This window comes from Stutzerimonas urumqiensis, assembly GCF_003640395.1.
Classification (GTDB): Bacteria; Pseudomonadota; Gammaproteobacteria; order Pseudomonadales; family Pseudomonadaceae; genus Stutzerimonas; species Stutzerimonas urumqiensis.
Map to the genome: position 1 here is coordinate 294,776 of NZ_RBZQ01000002.1, position 16,130 is coordinate 310,905.

Here is a 16,130-nt window from a genome sequence, read left to right on the forward strand (position 1 = left end):
TTTCTTCTATCTACGCAGCACTTTTCCCCTCGCATCGCCGACCGGCCTCTCACGTCGTACGAACAAGCCCATTGGCGACGAACGGTAGGTCGGCCAGATAGCCTCGTATCGCCTGTACAAACGGGACGGCAACCATCGAGATGTAGTCTGAAAGCACCGGATTAGAGCGTCACCGCCGTTGTGATGCCTAGGCTGTTTGTGTGTAATTGCGGCCCGTTCCAGGGACGAGCCACGATCGATGCGGCGAAAGCAGTGGCCTGGAGCGGCCAATAAAGACATGACGAAAAGGACGCTTACATGGGCCTCACCAAAAAAACCGGCGCATTTCTCCTCACTACTTCCATCGCGTTCAGCGCCGGCTGCGCCAACACCGCTAACCCCGAATGGGCCACCAAGGAAAACATTGGCACCGTGCTGGGCACCGCAGCAGGCGTGCTCATTGGCAGCCAAATCGGCGGAGGCAGCGGGCGCACCGCCGCCATGATCGCCGGAGCGCTGGCTGGTGGTTATCTCGGCAAGGCATTCGGCGCACAGCTCGACGAACGCGACCGCCAGGCGCTTGCCGAGCAAACACAGCGGGCCCTTCAAAACGCCGAAGACGGACAATCCACGCAATGGAGTTCCACCCATAGCGATGCCAAGGCCACCATCACCCCGATCAAGACCGAAACCGTGACGCGGCAGGTCGCCGTCAAGCGCGCACCCAGCGTGCAGCCGGTGGCGAACATGACCCTCATCAACCAGCCCTATCGAACACTCAAGTCGGCCAATGTTCGCAGCGCGCCCGATCTGAACGCCGAGAAAGTTGGTGGCCTGCCGACCGGCACCACCTTTACCGCGATCGGCCTCACCGATAACGACTGGATCATGGTCGGACGCCGCGGCGTGACGATCGGCTATGTCTACGCCCCCTTGGTCGCCAAGATCGAACAGCAAACGACCCAGCAGACCGCTGCCGCCGACACGGCTACCGACCTCGATAGCCTGGACGCTGCGAGTGCCTCCAGCCAGGGCATCGACCTGGACGCCATCGACCTCGATGCGGCGCCCGTCGAGCAAACCGTCGCCGCGCAGGCCACCTGCCGCACCATCAGCTACGACGTCACGACGCAAGGTTCCAGCGAGCAGCAGACAGCCAAGGCGTGCCAAGCCGCCGATGGCGCCTGGGAGCTGATCTGATGAACCTGCGCTACAGCGTTCTGCTGGCCATTCCGTTAGTTGCCGCGGCCGCAACCGCACCAGCCGCGACCCATCGGCTTGCCTACTCCAAGGCGGAAAACGTCGAGGTATTCGTCGATCACCCCGATGACCAGCCCTGGTGCAGCGATGATCTTAAGCTGCGCTTCGTCTTCTCCGAGGCGGTCGACCAGGCCGCGATCGACCGGTTGTTGCCCAAACTGGGCGGCCTGATGAGCAGCCAGTGCCCGGCCGCCACTCAGCTTAGCTGGACGGCCGCGGATCAGTCTGGCGCTGGTCCGGTCAGCGGTACCGCCAGCCAGGCCACTGGTTGGGCTGCCCGTCCGGCGCAGGCGGCAACGACCGAAGCGGTCGCTGGCGCATCCGCTCCGGTAACGGAGTCGGCACCACCAGCGCCTGCCAGTGAAGCCTCTGCACCTACGCAGAAGCCGAGCACAACGCCTGGTGCCCCGGAGTTAGACGCCGCTGCGAAATCTCTACCCCAGGCCGAGCCAGTACCGGCACCAGCCGCTACCGCACCAAAACCAGCCTCGCAACCCGCCCAACCGCCCGTTGCCCAGGTCGTCCCCCAGCCGGCACCTATCCAGGCTGCGCCCGAACCGTCAGCCGTACCCGCGGTATCGACCAAACCCTTCAGTGTCGCCGGCTGGCAGCCGGCCTCACCGCAGGAGGTGTTTGCCAAAGCCGACTTCCTTACCGAAGTCAGCGACCAAAACGGCTGCCGTTTCCGCCTGGCGTTCACCCCGCAGGACGGCATTGCGAACGTTACGGCCCGGTCGAAAGGCGTGACCTGTGGATCGGATGGCTACGCAGAAGGGGAAGGCACACTTGAGCTCGTTCGTCGCGACGGTGTGCAGGTCCACGACTTTACCGGCAGCTTTCTCAACGGCCTCGAGGTTCGTGGCGACGTGCCGCGGCTACCGGTGGTCGGCCTGGACAAAGACAGGCACCTGTATCTGTTGCTGCACAGCGAGCCGGCCAGCCAAGTTCACTACCTGATTCGCCTTGACTACTTCAATTACGGCAATCACTGGAACAGCGGCGGCCGGTCTTTGATCGCCCTGACTGAAAATCGGGATTTGTTCCGCGACCTGAACAGCATTCAGCTCACCCTCGACCTGGCCACGGCCTATCTAACAGAACGTGCACCCTCGATCCGCGGCATCCGCTTCTACGGCGTCCGCGATCTGGTGAAGGGTATGCAGGAGCGCGACCGGGACTACTGGCTGTACGAAATCGCCCTCAATCAGCATTACCGGACCAAGAAGTGGGAATACGAGCCGGCCGGTGCTCGCAACCATCTGTTCGCCTTCGAGCGCAAGGAAGCCGAGCGGCAGCGCCAGGCCGAACTGGAGCGCGAACGCAAGGCACAACTGGAGCGTGAGCTGGCGGGCCGGCAGGCCGAACAACAGATGCAGCTGTATCACCAGCTACGCGACGAAGCGCGCGATCCCGAGGCGCTTTACCAACGTCTCCTGACCGACGCCAGCTATACGCCGTTCGGGGGGGGTGGCTACGCCTCGATGATGCGCGGCAACGAGCAGCCGTATAACCAGATTGTGCACATCGACAGTGAAGCCGGCAGCGACTGGGCCATCGATTATCCCTACGCCGCAGTGCTTGAAGCCGGGCCAAACCAGCCTGCGGTGGAAGAAGGCTGGTATCTGGTCAAAGGACAGGCGCGCCTGGATCGCTCCGAAAAGGACGAGCAAGGCTTGCCGCTCACGCGAGTCACCGCAGCGTCCATACAAGCATGCAACGAAGATGGCTGCGCTGACCTGCTCGACCCTCTCACCCTGGTCCGCCACCAGATAGGCGACCCTCAATGGACACCCGAGCTGGCCAGGCAGCGCATCGCGCAAGCATGGCCGGAACGCGCAGCGCAGCAAGGAGACGCTAAATGAGCCGCCTACCCCTGATCCTGGGTGCTACGGTCGTCGTACTCGCCGGCGGCTATTTTGGCCTCAGCGCTTACAGCAGCAGCCAGGCGAATGCACTGTTGGAAGACTGGGTCTACGAACACGGGCTCGATGAGTACGTGAGTTGGGAGTCGGTGTCGTCCAGCCCCTTGGGCGGACGCGTGACGGTTACCGGCCTTCGCGCCGAGTTCGGCAAGAACCAGCCGGACTTGCGCGTCGAACAGCTCGTGATCAGCGATCGCGACATCACCGACGAGCAGACCCGCGTCCGATTGCAATTCGAAGGTATTCAAACCGATGACGCAGCCCTGAGCACCCTGGGTTCGCTCGCAGGTGGGTTCGGATTGCTCCGTGGCTTCGCACCGGCGATCAGCAGCGGTCTGATCGAGATGAAGCCTGTCGACCTCGAACTGTTCGTCGACATTGATGACGATGATGGCACGTTCGAAACGGAGCTTTCCGTCGGCATGCCCGAGCTGTTCGACTCGCACATCAGTTACCGGCTGAGCAACCTGCGCGACCTCAACCACACCCTGCGGCAACTGGCAGACGGCCTCGGCGAGGACAGAGGCCCGTTCGGCTTCGCAAGCCCGCTCGCCGAGCTGGCCTCGAGCATTGAGCGGGCCGAGCTGGAGGGCACCACCCTCAGCCTGCAGGACCGGGGGCTGGCCGCCCGCAGCATTGCCCTCTATCAGCGCTACAACACGCCGCTCGATCCGTCCGCCGGCAGCGCCGAAGACCAGCGCAAGGCGTACTACCAGAAGGTGGTCGCTGAGGTACAGGAAGGCTGCAATCGCGAATCGAAGGCCTTCCCGGACGGGTTCGAGGATGCCTGCGAGCTGCTGAGCGAGCTGATGCTGGGCGAAGTCAGCGGCGTGCAACTGACCCTTGAGCCGGAAGAGCGAGTCCGCCTGAGCGACCTTGTCGAATTGCGGGATATCCAACGCCAGGAGCGGCTGCTGGAGCAATTGAACCCGCAGCTCGAAAGCCTGTGAGCCGCCACCTTTATCGGTTGCGATAAGGTTGCACTTACAGAAAACCCGCCCATCACAGGCTGTGTGAAAACTACGGTGCCTGGCCATGCTGCGTTCCTTGCCTGGCTGTCGCTCGCTACGCTTTCACACGGCCTGGCCAGAACGGGTTATTTGTCTGAGGATTCCGGGCTTGCCGCCCAGCCAGCGGCGTCTTGGTTCAATGCGCGTCCAGCTCCACGGCGCGCTTGTTTTTCAGGCGCCTGGCTGTACTCATCGGCATCGTGAGGAATCAGGTAAGCCAGCAGCTTCGGATAATCGCCAAGCTGACGGGTCGCCACGCGGCGTTGTACAAATGCTCCACAGCCAGGAAATGATCCCGTGGGCCTTTGCTACTTGTGGTGGCTGCCCTGCTGAGCGAGATGCGCCTGCCCGCCGGGCGTGAGGCGATAGGTTTGCAGCCGGCTATTGGGTTTGTCCGGCAAGGTGTATTCGATCAGGTTTTCCGCCAGGAGCTGGCGTACCGCCTGGTTGAGCGGCCCGGAGACGCTTCGCTGGCCGAGCGCGCGGGACTACGCCGCCTTACTCAGGGCGCCGCTCTGCAGACAACGCAGCACCCGCAGTTGCAGTGACTCTGGCTGTGACTCTGGCTGTGACTCTGGCTGTGACTCTGGCTCTGCCCAGAGGCCGGGCTCCCGAATGATCATGCCCCGGTCCGACAAATCCGGTCTGTAAGGCAGCATCACCGTCACGCGGAAGATCGATTCCTCACTGAGGATCGGGTCTTGCCCGCCGAAGACGCGGGCGTACTTGAACAGGTTGCGCACACCGGAGCCCAGTTCCTCGGCCCACTGCATCTCGCGGAACACCCACCGACACGCAGCAGGCGTAACACATGTTCGGGCGTCATGGCCAAACCTCTGTGACTTGGCGCATGCGCATCCCCTGCAGCGCGCTTGCGACCCACAACGATATGAGAAGTGACGACAGCGGTAAGGAACCGCGGCCGCCTTGCGATGCTTTTGTGTTCTGTCTACGCGTGAGCAAGGACGCTCCTACAAAAGCGCTTCGCGGCGCACGCCTTATCAGCCGGACCATACCGACGCCTTCACCTTGCGCTCGCCGTAGTTCTGCCCAGCTTCCTCCCGCTTGGCTTCGATCACGCTCACCGGCTTGCCATCGACGAACAACAGGTAATCGGCAGGCCCGACGTTGGTGCTGTACTCACGCACCGCAACACCGGAGCCGACGCTGAAGTTGATCTTTTTCTGCGCTTGCACAACCCAGCCGGCCTGGCGCAGTTGTTCGTCGATGCGGTCGCGGGCGAGCTGTTCGGGGTTCTGGTTCAGCGTCATGAGGGCATCCAAGCAAGCGGGACGACCGGATGGTAAACGCTTTGAGAGCCCCAACGGCAGCCGAGCCACACTGTCAGAGGCGCTTGCATCAAGTGCTTAGAAAAAGCAAAACCGGGCCAAGGGCCCGGTTCGCTATGTTGCTGTCAGCCTACCGCTCACGCCACCTGCATCAACCCCGCGAACGCCTTGACGTGATGATCCTCGTCGCCGAACTCGTGGCCGATCATGACCAGGCGCTTGGCGTGGTGGGCCAGGTTGTATTCCCAGGTCATGCCGATGCCGCCGTGCAGCTGGATGGCTTCTTCGGCGATCTTGCGGCCGGCGCGGGTGCAGATGTACTTGGCCGCGGCCAGCACGCGGCGGCGGTCGTCGTTGTCTTCGCCGTCGGCGAAGGTCGCGGCGAGGATCGCCATGCTGGTGGCCTGCTCCAGCTCGGTCTGCATGTCGACCATGCGGTGCTGCAGCACCTGGAACTTGCCGATCGGCACGCCGAACTGCTTGCGCGTCTTCAGGTAGTCGAGGGTCAGCTTGCAGGCCTCGTCCATGTTGCCCAGCGCTTCGGCGCATTGCGCAGCGATGGCGCGGCCCTGCTGGTAGCGCAGTGCGGCGAAGGCGTTGCCCGGCTCGCCGAGCACGGCGTCGGCGCCGACCTGGACGTTGTCGAGGAACAACTCGCAGCCCTTGCGTCCGTCGATGGTCGGGTACACGCGGCGGGTCACGCCTTGCGCGTTCGGGTCGACCAGGAACAGGCCGATGCCCTGCTCATCGAAGCGCTCGCCGCTCACCCGCGCCGAGACGATGATCCGGCCGGCGGTATGCCCGCCGATGACCACCGCCTTGCGCCCGGACAGCCTGAAGCCGTCACCGGCCGCCTCGGCCTTCGTCTGCACATCGTTCAGGTAGTAGTGGCTCTGCGGCTCTTCGACAGCCACGGCCAGTTGCAGCGAGGCGGCGGCGACCTGCGGCAGCAGGTCCTGCTTCTGTGCGTCGCTGCCGAGCTGGTCGATCAGCCCGCCGCCGAACACCACCGAGTGCAGGTAGGGCTCCAGCGTCAGCCCGCGGCCCAGTTCGGTCATCACCAGCATGGTCTCGACGCCAGTGCCGTCAAAGCCGCCGAAGTCCTCGGCGAAGGGCACGGCGGTGAGGCCCAGCTCGCCGAGCTGGTTCCAGAAGTCGACGGAGAAACCCTGCTCGCTCTCGCGGTACTTCTCGCGCTGCTCGAACGGGTAGGCGTCGCGCACCAGACGCGCCGCGGTGTCTTGCAGCATCTGCTGCTCTTCGGTCAGTTTGAAGTCCATTGCAGTGCCCCCTTACAGCTCGAGAATCATCTTCGAGACGATGTTCTTCTGGATTTCGTTGGAGCCGCCGAAGATCGACAGCTTGCGCATGTTGAAGTAGTCGCCGGCCAGCGACGCGCTGTAGTCCTCATGCAGCAGCTCGCCCTCGTAGCCGAAGTCGAGTTCTTCCTCGAGGAATGGCAGCGCGTAGGGGCCGATGACCTTGCGCAGCAGATTCGTGATCGCCTGACGGATCTCGGTGCCCTTGACCTTGAGGATCGAGGATTCGGCGCCGGGCACGCCGCCTTCCTTCGCCGCGGCGAGGATGCGCAGGGTGCTCATCTCGATGGCCATCAGCTGCATCTCCACCTCGGCGATCTGGGCGCGGAACAGCGGGTCTTCGAGCATCGGCTGGCCGCCGGCGGTTTCCTTCATGGCGATGCGCTTCAGGTGCGCCAGCGCCGCCTTCGACGCGCCGATGCCGGCCAGGCCGGTGCGCTCGTGGGTCAAGAGGTACTTGGCGCAGGTCCAGCCCTTGTTCTCCTCGCCGACCAGGTTTTCCACCGGCACCTTGACGTTGTCGAAGAAGACCTCGTTGACCTCGTGGTCGCCGTCCAGCGTGATGATCGGGCGCACGCTGATGCCGGGCGTGTCCATGTCGATCAAGAGGAAGCTGATGCCGCGCTGCTGCTGGGCTTCCGGGTCGGTGCGCACCAGGCAGAAGATCATGTTGGCGTGCTGGCCGAGGGTGGTCCAGGTCTTCTGGCCGTTGACGATGTAGTGGTCGCCCTCGCGCACGGCGCGGGTCTTCAGGCTCGCAAGGTCGGAGCCCGCGCCCGGCTCGGAGTAACCCTGGCACCACCAGTCTTCGCCCGAGAGGATGCGCGGCAGGTAGTAGTCCTTCTGCTGCTGGGTGCCGAACTTGATGATCACCGGGGCGACCATGTTCGGGCCGAACGGGATGGTGCGCGGCCCGCCGTAGGCGGCCAGTTCCTCGTCGAAGATGTGCTTCTCGACCGGGCCCCAGGTGGTGCCGCCGAATTCGACCGGCCAGCCCGGCACGTACCAGCCCTTCTTCGACAGGATCTGCTGCCAGCGCTGGTGATCTTCCTTGGACAGGTGCTTGCCGAGCTTGACCTTGGCGGCGATGTCCGCCGGCAGCTCGCTTTCGAGGAAGGCCCGCACTTCGTCGCGGAAGGCGAGCTCTTCGGCCGTGAAATTGACGTTCATTGATGAATCCTCTGATCGTTCAGCAAGGTTGCGGCAGGCGGCTCACTGGCCGGCCTGCCAATCCGAGAAGGTGCGGCCTTCGGCGGCGAGCTTTTCCAGCAACGGCGCGGGCTTCCACCAGTCGCCGCAGCGTGCGTGCAGCGCCTTGACGCGCGCCAGCACCTGATCCAGGCCAACGCTGTCGGCGTAGAACATCGGACCGCCGCGGAAGGCCGGGAAGCCGTAGCCGTTGAGGTAGATGACGTCGATGTCGCTGGCGCGCTGGGCGATTCCCTCTTCGAGAATCTTCGCGCCCTCGTTCACCAGCGCGTAAATCGTCCGCTCGATGATGTATTGCTCGTCCAGCGCGCGGCGCTCGAGGCCCTTCTCGCGCGAGGCGGCCTCGAGCATCGGCGCCAGATCGGGGTTCTCCAGCGGCGTGCGGTTGCCGGGCTCGTAGCGGTAATAGCCGGCGCCGGTCTTCTGCCCGAGCATGCCGGCTTCGCAGAGCTTGTCCGACACGGTGGGGAAGTCGCGATCGGCCGGCAGGTCGGCACGCTGGCGCTTGCGGATCGCCTGGCCGATGTCGAGGCCCGAGAGGTCGCGCATGGCGAACGGCCCCATGGCCATGCCGAAGTTGCGCAGCGCGCCGTCGACCTGCTGCGGCGTGGCACCCTCTTCCAGCAGGAATTCGGCCTCGCGCCCGTACTGGAAGACCATGCGGTTGCCGACGAAGCCGTCGCACACGCCGACCACCACCGAGACCTTCTTGAGCGTCTTGCCGACGGCCATGGCGGTGGCGAGGACCTCATGACTGGTCTTCTCGCCGCGCACCACTTCCAGCAGGCGCATCACGTTGGCCGGGCTGAAGAAATGCAGGCCGACCACGTCCTCGGGGCGCTTGGTGAAGGCGGCGATGGCGTTCAGGTCGAGCGACGAGGTGTTGCTGGCGAGGATCGCACCCGGCTTGCACACCGCGTCGAGCTGCTCGAATACCTGCTGCTTGACGCCCATGTCCTCGAATACCGCCTCGACCACCAGATCGACGTCCGCCAGCGCGCTGTATGCGGTCACGCCTTCGACCAGCTTCAGGCGTTTTTCCATCGCCGCCTCGGTGAGGCTGCCGCGCTTGACGCTGGCGCCGTAGGTGTCGTGGGCGCGCTGCAACGCACGGCCGAGCGCGTCCTCGTTGATTTCCAAGAGCTTGACCGGCACGCCGGCGTTGGCGAAGCACAGGGCGATGCCGACGCCCATGGTGCCGCCGCCGATGACCGCGGCGGATTTGACCGTGCGCGGCTTCACGTCGGCCGGCAGGTCGGCGATCTTGCTGGTCTGACGCTCGGCGAAAAAGCTGTGCACCAGCGCCGCGCGCTGCGGCGATTGCAGGCATTCGGCGAACAGCTCGCGCTCGCGCTTGAGGCCTTCGGCCAGCGGCAACTGGGTCGCCGCCTCGACCGCGGCGATGCAGCGCAGCGGCGAGAACAGCCCGCGCATGCGCTTGGCCACCTCGGCGTGCTTGGCGGCGATCAGCTCGGCGTTGTCCGCGCCTTCCAGCCCGAGGGTCTGCTCGCCGGTGCGACGCGGCGCGCGACCTTCCTCGACCATGCGATGGGCATAGGCCAGCCCGGCTTCGACGACGTCACCCTCGAACAGCTCGTCGACGATGTGATGTTCGACCGCCTCGGCCGCGCCGATCGGCTGGCCGCTGACGATCATGTCCAGCGCCTTGGCCACGCCGGCCAGACGCGGCAGACGTTGCGTGCCGCCGGCGCCGGGCAGCAGGCCCAGCTTCACTTCCGGCAGCCCGACCTTGGCGTCGTTGCGGGCGATGCGGTAATGACAGCCCAGCGCGACCTCCAGCCCGCCGCCCAGCGCTGTGCCATGAATGACCGCGACGCTCGGCTTGCCCAGGCCCTCGATGACCTCGATCACCTCCGGCAGGCTCGGTGACTGCGGCGGCTTGCCGAATTCCTTGATGTCCGCCCCGGCGATGAAGGTGTTGCCCTCGCAGACCAGCGCCACGGCCTTCACCTCAGGGTCGGCTTCGGCGGCCTGGAAGGCCTGCTGCAGCCCCTGGCGTACCGCGACACCGAGCGCATTGACCGGTGGGTTGTTGACCGTGATGAGGGCGATTGCGCCCCGGCGTTCGAGCCGAACGACATCGGACATGGCAGGCCTCCGTCTATAGAGAGAAATTGATTGGAGTTATTTTCACGAAACCATGTTTCGCACAGCAGAATAAATGAGCCATTTATGTCTGTCGAGGGCATCAAGATGTGCGAAACCCATCGGACAACCATAGAAGGCGCCTAGGGAAAGGTCGCTGAAAAGGCAACGCGTTGAACGAATGGCGCCACAACGAACGGCTCGCTTGCTGAGGCGCGCATGGGCGCAGCGGACAGGAGGCGGGGTCAGGTTCCGTTCGATTTCTTGGCGCAGCCAACCGACGGCGCGGTAGGTGCGAGCGCGAGTTCGCGAAGGCTTGCAGGGAGCGAGGGCGAGCGGGACGTCGCGGCGGATTGCCCTCTCGCCTTCTTGGGGAGCGAGGGTGCCGGGTAGGGTCATGTCCGGTTGGGCTTCGCGTGTGCTCGGCCCAACCTGCGGCAGTTCATGTTTTCGCGAGCGAGCTCGCTCCTACGAGGCCGAAGCCTTACAACCCCAGGCAGAGGTACTTGATCTCCAGGTAATCCTCGATGCCGTACTTGGAGCCTTCGCGGCCGAGGCCGGAGGATTTCACGCCGCCGAAGGGCGCGACCTCGGTGGAGATCATCCCCGTATTGATGCCGACCATGCCCGACTCGATCGCCTCCGCCACGCGGAACACCCGACCCAGATCCCGCGCATAGAAGTACGCAGCCAGACCGAATTCGGTGTCGTTGGCCAGGGCGATGCCTTCGGCCTCGTCCTTGAAGCGGAACAGCGGCGCCAGCGGGCCGAAGGTCTCTTCCTTCGCCACCTTGGCATCGTGCGGGACGTTGACCATCAGCGTCGGCTCGAAATAGCTGCCGCCCATCTCGTGCGCCTTGCCGCCGGTGAGCACCTGGGCGCCGTTGGCGACCGCGTCCTCGATGTGCTCCTTGACCTTGGCCGCGGCGCGCTCGTCGATCAGCGGGCCGATGTCGGTGCCTTCATCCAGGCCATTGCCGACACGCAGCTTCGCCACCGCCGCCTGGAATTTCTCGGCGAAGGCGTCGTACACGCCGTCCTGCACGTAGATGCGGTTGACGCAGACGCACGTCTGCCCGGCGTTGCGGTACTTGGACTGCATGGCGCCTTTCACCGCCTCGTCCAGGTCGGCGTCGTCGAACACCAGAAACGGCGCGTTGCCGCCGAGTTCCAGCGAGACCTTCTTGATCCCCGGCGCGCACTGCGCCATGAGCTTGGCGCCGACTTCGGTGGAGCCGGTGAAGCTGATCTTGCGCACCGTCGGGTTGGCGGTCAGTTCGTCGCCGATGTCGCCGGCCGAGCCGGTGATGACGCTGAACACGCCCTTGGGAATGCCCGCACGCTCGGCCAGTTCGGCCAGTGCCAACGCGGAAAACGGCGTCTGGCTGGCCGGCTTGACCACCATGGTGCAACCGGCGGCGAGCGCCGGGCCAACCTTGCGGGTGATCATCGCCGCCGGGAAATTCCACGGCGTGATGGCCGCGGTCACGCCGATCGGCTGCTTGAGCACGATGATGCGCTTGTCTTTCTGGTGCCCCGGAATGGTGTCGCCATAGACACGCTTGGCTTCCTCGGCGAACCACTCGAGGAAGGAGGCAGCATAGGCGATCTCGCCCTTGGATTCGGCCAGCGGCTTGCCCTGTTCCAGGGTCATCAGGCGGGCGAGGTCGTCCTGGTTCTCCATCATCAGCTCGAACCAGCGCCGCAGCTTCTGCGAACGCTCCTTGGCGGTCAGGTCACGCCAGGCCGGCAGCGCGCGCTCGGCGGCCTCGATGGCACGACGGGTCTCGGCGGCGCCCATCTTCGGCACGCTGCCCAGGATCTCGTTGGTGGCCGGGTTGTTGACCTTGATGGTCTGGCCGCTGTCCGCGTCCTGCCAGGTCCCGTCGATGTAGGCCTGCTGGCGGAACAGCGAAGTGTCTTTGAGTTGCATGGCAGTCTCCTCGAGGCCGCAGCATGGCGCTGCGGTAAGGGCGGGGCGGCGCCCGCCAGGGAAGGTCGATCGCATCAGCTGAGAACGGCACCACGCCAGCCGGTTCCCGCCGCGCGAGCGGTGCGAAACCGGACCATGCTAGGCCCGGCTCCGCGCCGGCAGCAAGCTCATGCCTGGCGCGGTTGGCCGGCCATAGCCCAGGCTGATGCGCTCAGCCGCCGGCTGAAAGCTGCCTGAAGGCGTCGAGCGCGCGGGCGCGGCTCCGCGCGAGGTCGACGATCAGCGGCGGGTAATCGGCGGCCGCGAACAGGTCCGCGGAGACCGGCGGCAGGTGGATGTCGCGATCGGACAGGTGCGCCAGCTCCGGCGCCCACTGGCGGATGAAGACGCCCTGCGGATCGAAGCGCTGCGACTGGGTGACCGGGTTGAACAGCCGGAAGTACGGCACCGAGTCGGTGCCGGTCGAGGCGCACCACTGCCAGCCGCCGTTGTTCTGCGCCAGGTCGCCGTCGATCAGGTGCCGCATGAACCAGCGCTCGCCTTCGCGCCAGTCGATCAGCAGGTTCTTCGACAGAAACATGGCGGTGATCATCCGCAGGCGGTTGTGCATCCAGCCGGTGGCCAGCAAGGCGCGCATGGCCGCGTCGACAAGCGGAATGCCCGTGCGCCCCTGCTGCCAGGCGCACAGCTCATCCGGCGCATGACGCCACGGCAGGCGCTCGGTCTCGGGACGGAACGCCCGGCCCATCGAGACGCGCGGAAAGGCGCAGAGCACGTGCCGGTAGAACTCGCGCCAGAGCAGTTCGCCGATCCACTGCGAGGCGCCGGCGTCGCCTCCGTCGAAGGTGCCGCGATTGGCGGCCAATGCCGCGTCGAGACACTGCCGAGGCGACAGCACGCCCGCCGCCAGGTAGGGCGAAAGCTGGCTGGTGCCCGGTTCGGACGGCACGTCGCGCGCCTGCCCATACGCCGACAGGCGCTCGTCGACGAACCGCGCCAGCTGCGCCTGCGCATGGCGTTCGCCAGCCGGCCAGCGCGCCTGCAACTCGGCGGACGGAGGCTCGAAGCCGATCACCCGGTCCGGCAGCGCATCGCCGGCGATGCCGAGCGGGGCCTGGGGGCGGGGCGCGGAGCCGGCGCCCACCGGGGCATGCCACAGCCGCTCGAGGCACGCCTTGCGGAACTGGCCGTAGACACGAAAAGGCCCGCCCGTGCGCGTTCGGATGGTGCCTGGCGCGAACAACGCGTCGTCGAGATGCCGCTCGAAGCGCACGCCCCGGTCCAGCAGGGCCGAGGCCACCGCCTCATCGCGTCGCTGTTCGTTGACCCCGTACTGGTCGTTGACATGCACGGCCGCCACGCGCAGCTCATGGCACACCCGGACCAGCACGTCCGGCGCGCCCGTCCAGTCCGGCACCTGGCGAATCAGCAGCGGCACGCCCAGCCGTTCGAGCCGTTCACCGAGGCAGGCGAGATTGCGCAACCAGAAGTCCACCTTGCAGGCGGCATCGTCATGCCGGCGCCATTGCTCGGGCGTGATCAGGAACAGCGCCACCGTCGGCCCGTTGGCCATCGCGGCGGACAGCGCGGTGTTGTCGTCGGCGCGCAGGTCGGTGCGCAGCCAGATCAGTTGCAGCATGGAGGTCCTTGTCGGTCGCTCAGATGGCGTTGCGCAGGCTGAGCACCTCAGGGTGCGGTTGCAGGTAAGCCTGGCCGGCGAGGTAGGGGTCGGGGTGCCTGCGCAAATGGTGTTTGAGCAGCGTCAGCGGCACGACCAGCGGCACGATGCCGTCGCGGTACTGACCGATCAGCCGCTGGATTTCCGCGCGGTCGGCGCCGTCGAGATCGCGCTTGAGATAGCCGCTGAGGTGCTGCAACACGTTGCTGTGCGTGCCGCGCGTGGCAGGCCGCCGTAGCGCCGCCATCAGCCGAGCGAAGTATTGGGGCGCCAGCACCTCCAGCGGCTGGTCGGCGATCGCCCCGAGCAGCCGGCCCAGCGCCTTGTATTCGGCCGGGTGATGCGCCATCAGCTGATACTTGTAGCCGGCGTGATAAGCCAGCACACCGCGCCGGGTCAGCCCTTCACGGCACAGCCGCTGCCAGTTCGCGTAGGCGTAGACGCGGGTCAGGAAATTCTCCCGCAGCACCGGGTCGTGCAGACGGCCATCCTCCTCCACGGGCAGGTCGGGCAGCGCGTCCATCAGGGCGCGGGCGAAGATGCCGGTACCGCCGCCCTCGGCCGGATAGCCGTTGTCCTGGTAGACCTTGACCCGCTCCATCCCGCAGGACGGCGACTTCTGCATCAGGATGTAGCCGGACACCCCCTGCAGCGACTCGGCCACCTCCCGGCCATAGCGGGCCAGCGCATCGGTCACGTCCAGCGCGGTATCGACCGTGCCGCGTGCATGCGGCGCGGCGGGGTCGCCCACCAGGCGGATCGGTTGGCGCGGCGTGCCCAGGCCGATGGCCATCTCCGGGCACAGCGGGACGAACTCGACATGCTCGGCCAGCGTTTGCGCGCACAGCGCCGAGCGCTTGTGCCCACCGTTGAAGCGCACCTCCTCGCCGAGCAGGCAGGCGCTGATACCGAGGCGGGGACGATCGACGACGGGATACCTGGACATAACGAACCTATACAGACAATACAAATTGCATAGCTTTTGCAGAGGATAGAGCCTATGCTTTGGCCGTCAAGCCATTGATCTGCGGAGGATTGCTCCATGCGCATCCTGCTGACCGGCGGCACCGGCCTGATCGGGCGGGCGCTGTGCCGTCACTGGCTCGCGGAGGGCCACACGCTCTGGGTGCTCAGTCGCCATCCCGAGCGGGTGGCGCATGTCTGCGGCAACCTCGTACGCGGTATCGGCCACCTCGAAGCGCTCGACGACGAGCCGCTCGACGCGGTGGTGAACCTTGCCGGCGCGCCCATCGCGGATCGCCCCTGGACCGCCCGGCGCCGCCGCCTCCTATGGGACAGCCGCGTCACCTTGACCGAACGGCTCGTGCGTTGGCTGGCAAGCCGCGAACAGCGCCCCGAGCTCCTGATATCGGGCTCCGCGGTGGGCTATTACGGCGATACCGGCGAGCCGCTCGTCGATGAACAGACGCCGGCCGGCGAGGACTTCGCCGCGAAGCTGTGCTTGGGCTGGGAGATGGCGGCGCAGGCGGCGGAGACGGTCGGAATGCGCGTCGTCACGGTCAGGACCGGGCTGGTGCTGGCGCGCGAGGGGGGATTTCTCCAGCGGCTACTGCCGGTCTTCCGGCTGGGCCTCGGCGGCCGGCTCGGCAACGGGCGGCAATGGATGCCGTGGATCCACCTGGACGATCAGGTCGCGCTGATCGACGCCCTGCTGCACCAGCCGCACGCCAGCGGCGCCTTCAATGCCTGTGCACCGGAGCCGGTTCGCAACGCCGCCTTCACCGAGGCGCTGGGCCGACGCCTGCACCGGCCGACCCTGCTGCCGCTGCCCGCCCCGCTATTGCGGGTCGGTCTCGGTGAATTGTCGGGGCTGCTCCTGGGTGGCCAGCATGCGCTGCCGGCGCGCCTGCAACTGGCCGGATTCGCCTTCAGGCATTCGCACCTGGCGACGGCGCTCGATGACCTGATCGGCCAGGCGCGTCGGTGAAGCGGACGCGCGCGGTGTCAGCCCTTCGCCTCGAGCGCCTCGCGCAGGCGGCGGACCTCCGCCTCCAGCGCCTCGACCCGTCGCAGCGCCTCGACCTCGGCGGTGACGTCCCTCTGGATGCCGATGAAATAGGTCAGCTGCTCGGCCTCGTTGAACACCGGCGTGAGCGACAGCTCGTTCCAGAACAGCGAGCCATCGCGCCGGTAGTTGCGGATGATTTCACGGCAGGGTCGGCCGTCCTTGAGCGCCTGGCGGATCGCCGCCAGGGCCGGCTGCTCCCGGTCGTCGCCCTGCAGGAAGCGGCAGTCGCGGTAAAGAATGTCATCGACCGCATACCCGGTCAGCCGCTCGAAGGCCGCGTTGGCATAGATGAGGATGTTGTCCTCGCCCTCCTGCTCGGCCACCACGATGCCGTCGTTCGACGCCTCGATGACTCGTTGCAGCAGCTTGGCGTTGATCATGTCGTTGTTCTTCCCT

At 65.9% G+C, this 16,130-nt stretch carries 14 protein-coding genes; 4 read left to right on the forward strand and 10 right to left on the reverse strand.

Annotation, left to right across the window (positions count from 1 at the left end; genetic code table 11):
• Positions 1–297 precede the first annotated feature (297 nt).
• From D7325_RS04785 to D7325_RS04795, 3 genes are read left to right on the forward strand one after another with little or no spacing between them, the layout of a single operon-like run.
• On the forward strand, positions 298–1,179 hold the full coding sequence (locus D7325_RS04785) for an SH3 domain-containing protein (RefSeq protein ID WP_120994389.1): 882 nt from the start codon (positions 298–300) through the stop codon (positions 1,177–1,179).
• A complete protein-coding gene (locus D7325_RS19035) occupies positions 1,179–3,101 on the forward strand; it encodes a hypothetical protein (RefSeq protein ID WP_162988005.1) in 1,923 nt (640 codons plus the stop codon). The genes D7325_RS04785 and D7325_RS19035 overlap by 1 nt, the downstream gene beginning before the upstream one ends.
• Complete coding sequence (locus D7325_RS04795; protein WP_120994391.1) at positions 3,098–4,111, forward strand: hypothetical protein; 1,014 nt, start codon at positions 3,098–3,100, stop codon at positions 4,109–4,111. Before D7325_RS19035 ends, D7325_RS04795 begins: the two co-directional genes overlap by 4 nt.
• A 368-nt stretch (positions 4,112–4,479) precedes the next feature.
• Here the strand turns inward: D7325_RS04795 and D7325_RS19425 are convergent, their stop codons facing one another.
• From D7325_RS19425 to D7325_RS04835, 9 genes are all read right to left on the reverse strand, one after another.
• Positions 4,480–4,599, reverse strand: coding sequence for a Fic family protein (locus tag D7325_RS19425; protein ID WP_425452262.1), 120 nt, complete (start codon positions 4,597–4,599; stop codon positions 4,480–4,482).
• Positions 4,600–4,659: 60 nt separating this feature from the next.
• Positions 4,660–4,944, reverse strand: a complete 285-nt coding sequence (locus D7325_RS04800; RefSeq protein WP_162988006.1) for a hypothetical protein — start codon at positions 4,942–4,944, stop codon at positions 4,660–4,662.
• Between the two features lie 228 nt (positions 4,945–5,172).
• Positions 5,173–5,442: a type I restriction endonuclease gene (locus D7325_RS04805; protein WP_177431776.1), complete on the reverse strand. Its 270-nt coding sequence runs from the start codon at positions 5,440–5,442 to the stop codon at positions 5,173–5,175.
• A 155-nt stretch (positions 5,443–5,597) separates the two neighbouring features.
• On the reverse strand, positions 5,598–6,740 hold the full coding sequence (locus tag D7325_RS04810; RefSeq protein ID WP_120994393.1) for an acyl-CoA dehydrogenase family protein: 1,143 nt from the start codon (positions 6,738–6,740) through the stop codon (positions 5,598–5,600).
• Positions 6,741–6,752: 12 nt separating this feature from the next.
• On the reverse strand, positions 6,753–7,949 hold the full coding sequence (locus tag D7325_RS04815) for an acyl-CoA dehydrogenase family protein (protein ID WP_120994394.1): 1,197 nt from the start codon (positions 7,947–7,949) through the stop codon (positions 6,753–6,755).
• A 42-nt stretch (positions 7,950–7,991) separates the two neighbouring features.
• Positions 7,992–10,097, reverse strand: coding sequence for a 3-hydroxyacyl-CoA dehydrogenase NAD-binding domain-containing protein (locus tag D7325_RS04820; RefSeq protein WP_120994395.1), 2,106 nt, complete (start codon positions 10,095–10,097; stop codon positions 7,992–7,994).
• Positions 10,098–10,578: 481 nt separating this feature from the next.
• Positions 10,579–12,027 (reverse strand): NADP-dependent succinate-semialdehyde dehydrogenase, encoded by a 1,449-nt coding sequence (gene gabD, locus D7325_RS04825; RefSeq protein WP_120994396.1) that lies wholly within the window; start codon positions 12,025–12,027, stop codon positions 10,579–10,581.
• 211 nt (positions 12,028–12,238) lie between these two features.
• The gene (locus D7325_RS04830) at positions 12,239–13,666 is read right to left on the reverse strand and encodes a cryptochrome/photolyase family protein (RefSeq protein ID WP_120994397.1); all 1,428 of its coding nucleotides are present in this window, start codon (positions 13,664–13,666) and stop codon (positions 12,239–12,241) included.
• Positions 13,667–13,685: 19 nt separating this feature from the next.
• The gene (locus tag D7325_RS04835) at positions 13,686–14,651 is read right to left on the reverse strand and encodes a YbgA family protein (protein WP_120994398.1); all 966 of its coding nucleotides are present in this window, start codon (positions 14,649–14,651) and stop codon (positions 13,686–13,688) included.
• A 96-nt stretch (positions 14,652–14,747) separates the two neighbouring features.
• Between D7325_RS04835 and D7325_RS04840 the strand changes: the two genes are divergently transcribed.
• Positions 14,748–15,653 (forward strand): TIGR01777 family oxidoreductase, encoded by a 906-nt coding sequence (locus D7325_RS04840; RefSeq protein ID WP_120994399.1) that lies wholly within the window; start codon positions 14,748–14,750, stop codon positions 15,651–15,653.
• A gap of 17 nt (positions 15,654–15,670) precedes the next feature.
• Here D7325_RS04840 and D7325_RS04845 read toward each other — a convergent pair whose 3' ends face one another.
• Entirely contained in the window at positions 15,671–16,114 is a 444-nt protein-coding gene (locus D7325_RS04845; protein ID WP_120994400.1) for a PAS domain-containing protein, read from the reverse strand.
• Positions 16,115–16,130 lie beyond the last annotated feature (16 nt).

What these genes read in the sequence shown, in the direction of transcription:
- D7325_RS04840 (WP_120994399.1), top strand. Translation starts at nt 14,748, where the DNA reads ATGCGCATCCTGCTGACCGGCGGCACCGGCCTGATCGGGCGGGCGCTG.
- D7325_RS04805 (WP_177431776.1), bottom strand. Translation starts at nt 5,442, where the DNA reads ATGACGCTGAACCAGAACCCCGAACAGCTCGCCCGCGACCGCATCGAC.
- D7325_RS04795 (WP_120994391.1), top strand. Translation starts at nt 3,098, where the DNA reads ATGAGCCGCCTACCCCTGATCCTGGGTGCTACGGTCGTCGTACTCGCC.
- D7325_RS04815 (WP_120994394.1), bottom strand. Translation starts at nt 7,949, where the DNA reads ATGAACGTCAATTTCACGGCCGAAGAGCTCGCCTTCCGCGACGAAGTG.
- D7325_RS04810 (WP_120994393.1), bottom strand. Translation starts at nt 6,740, where the DNA reads ATGGACTTCAAACTGACCGAAGAGCAGCAGATGCTGCAAGACACCGCG.
- D7325_RS04845 (WP_120994400.1), bottom strand. Translation starts at nt 16,114, where the DNA reads ATGATCAACGCCAAGCTGCTGCAACGAGTCATCGAGGCGTCGAACGAC.
- D7325_RS04835 (WP_120994398.1), bottom strand. Translation starts at nt 14,651, where the DNA reads ATGTCCAGGTATCCCGTCGTCGATCGTCCCCGCCTCGGTATCAGCGCC.
- D7325_RS04830 (WP_120994397.1), bottom strand. Translation starts at nt 13,666, where the DNA reads ATGCTGCAACTGATCTGGCTGCGCACCGACCTGCGCGCCGACGACAAC.
- gabD (WP_120994396.1), bottom strand. Translation starts at nt 12,027, where the DNA reads ATGCAACTCAAAGACACTTCGCTGTTCCGCCAGCAGGCCTACATCGAC.
- D7325_RS19035 (WP_162988005.1), top strand. Translation starts at nt 1,179, where the DNA reads ATGAACCTGCGCTACAGCGTTCTGCTGGCCATTCCGTTAGTTGCCGCG.
- D7325_RS04800 (WP_162988006.1), bottom strand. Translation starts at nt 4,944, where the DNA reads ATGCAGTGGGCCGAGGAACTGGGCTCCGGTGTGCGCAACCTGTTCAAG.
- D7325_RS04785 (WP_120994389.1), top strand. Translation starts at nt 298, where the DNA reads ATGGGCCTCACCAAAAAAACCGGCGCATTTCTCCTCACTACTTCCATC.
- D7325_RS04820 (WP_120994395.1), bottom strand. Translation starts at nt 10,097, where the DNA reads ATGTCCGATGTCGTTCGGCTCGAACGCCGGGGCGCAATCGCCCTCATC.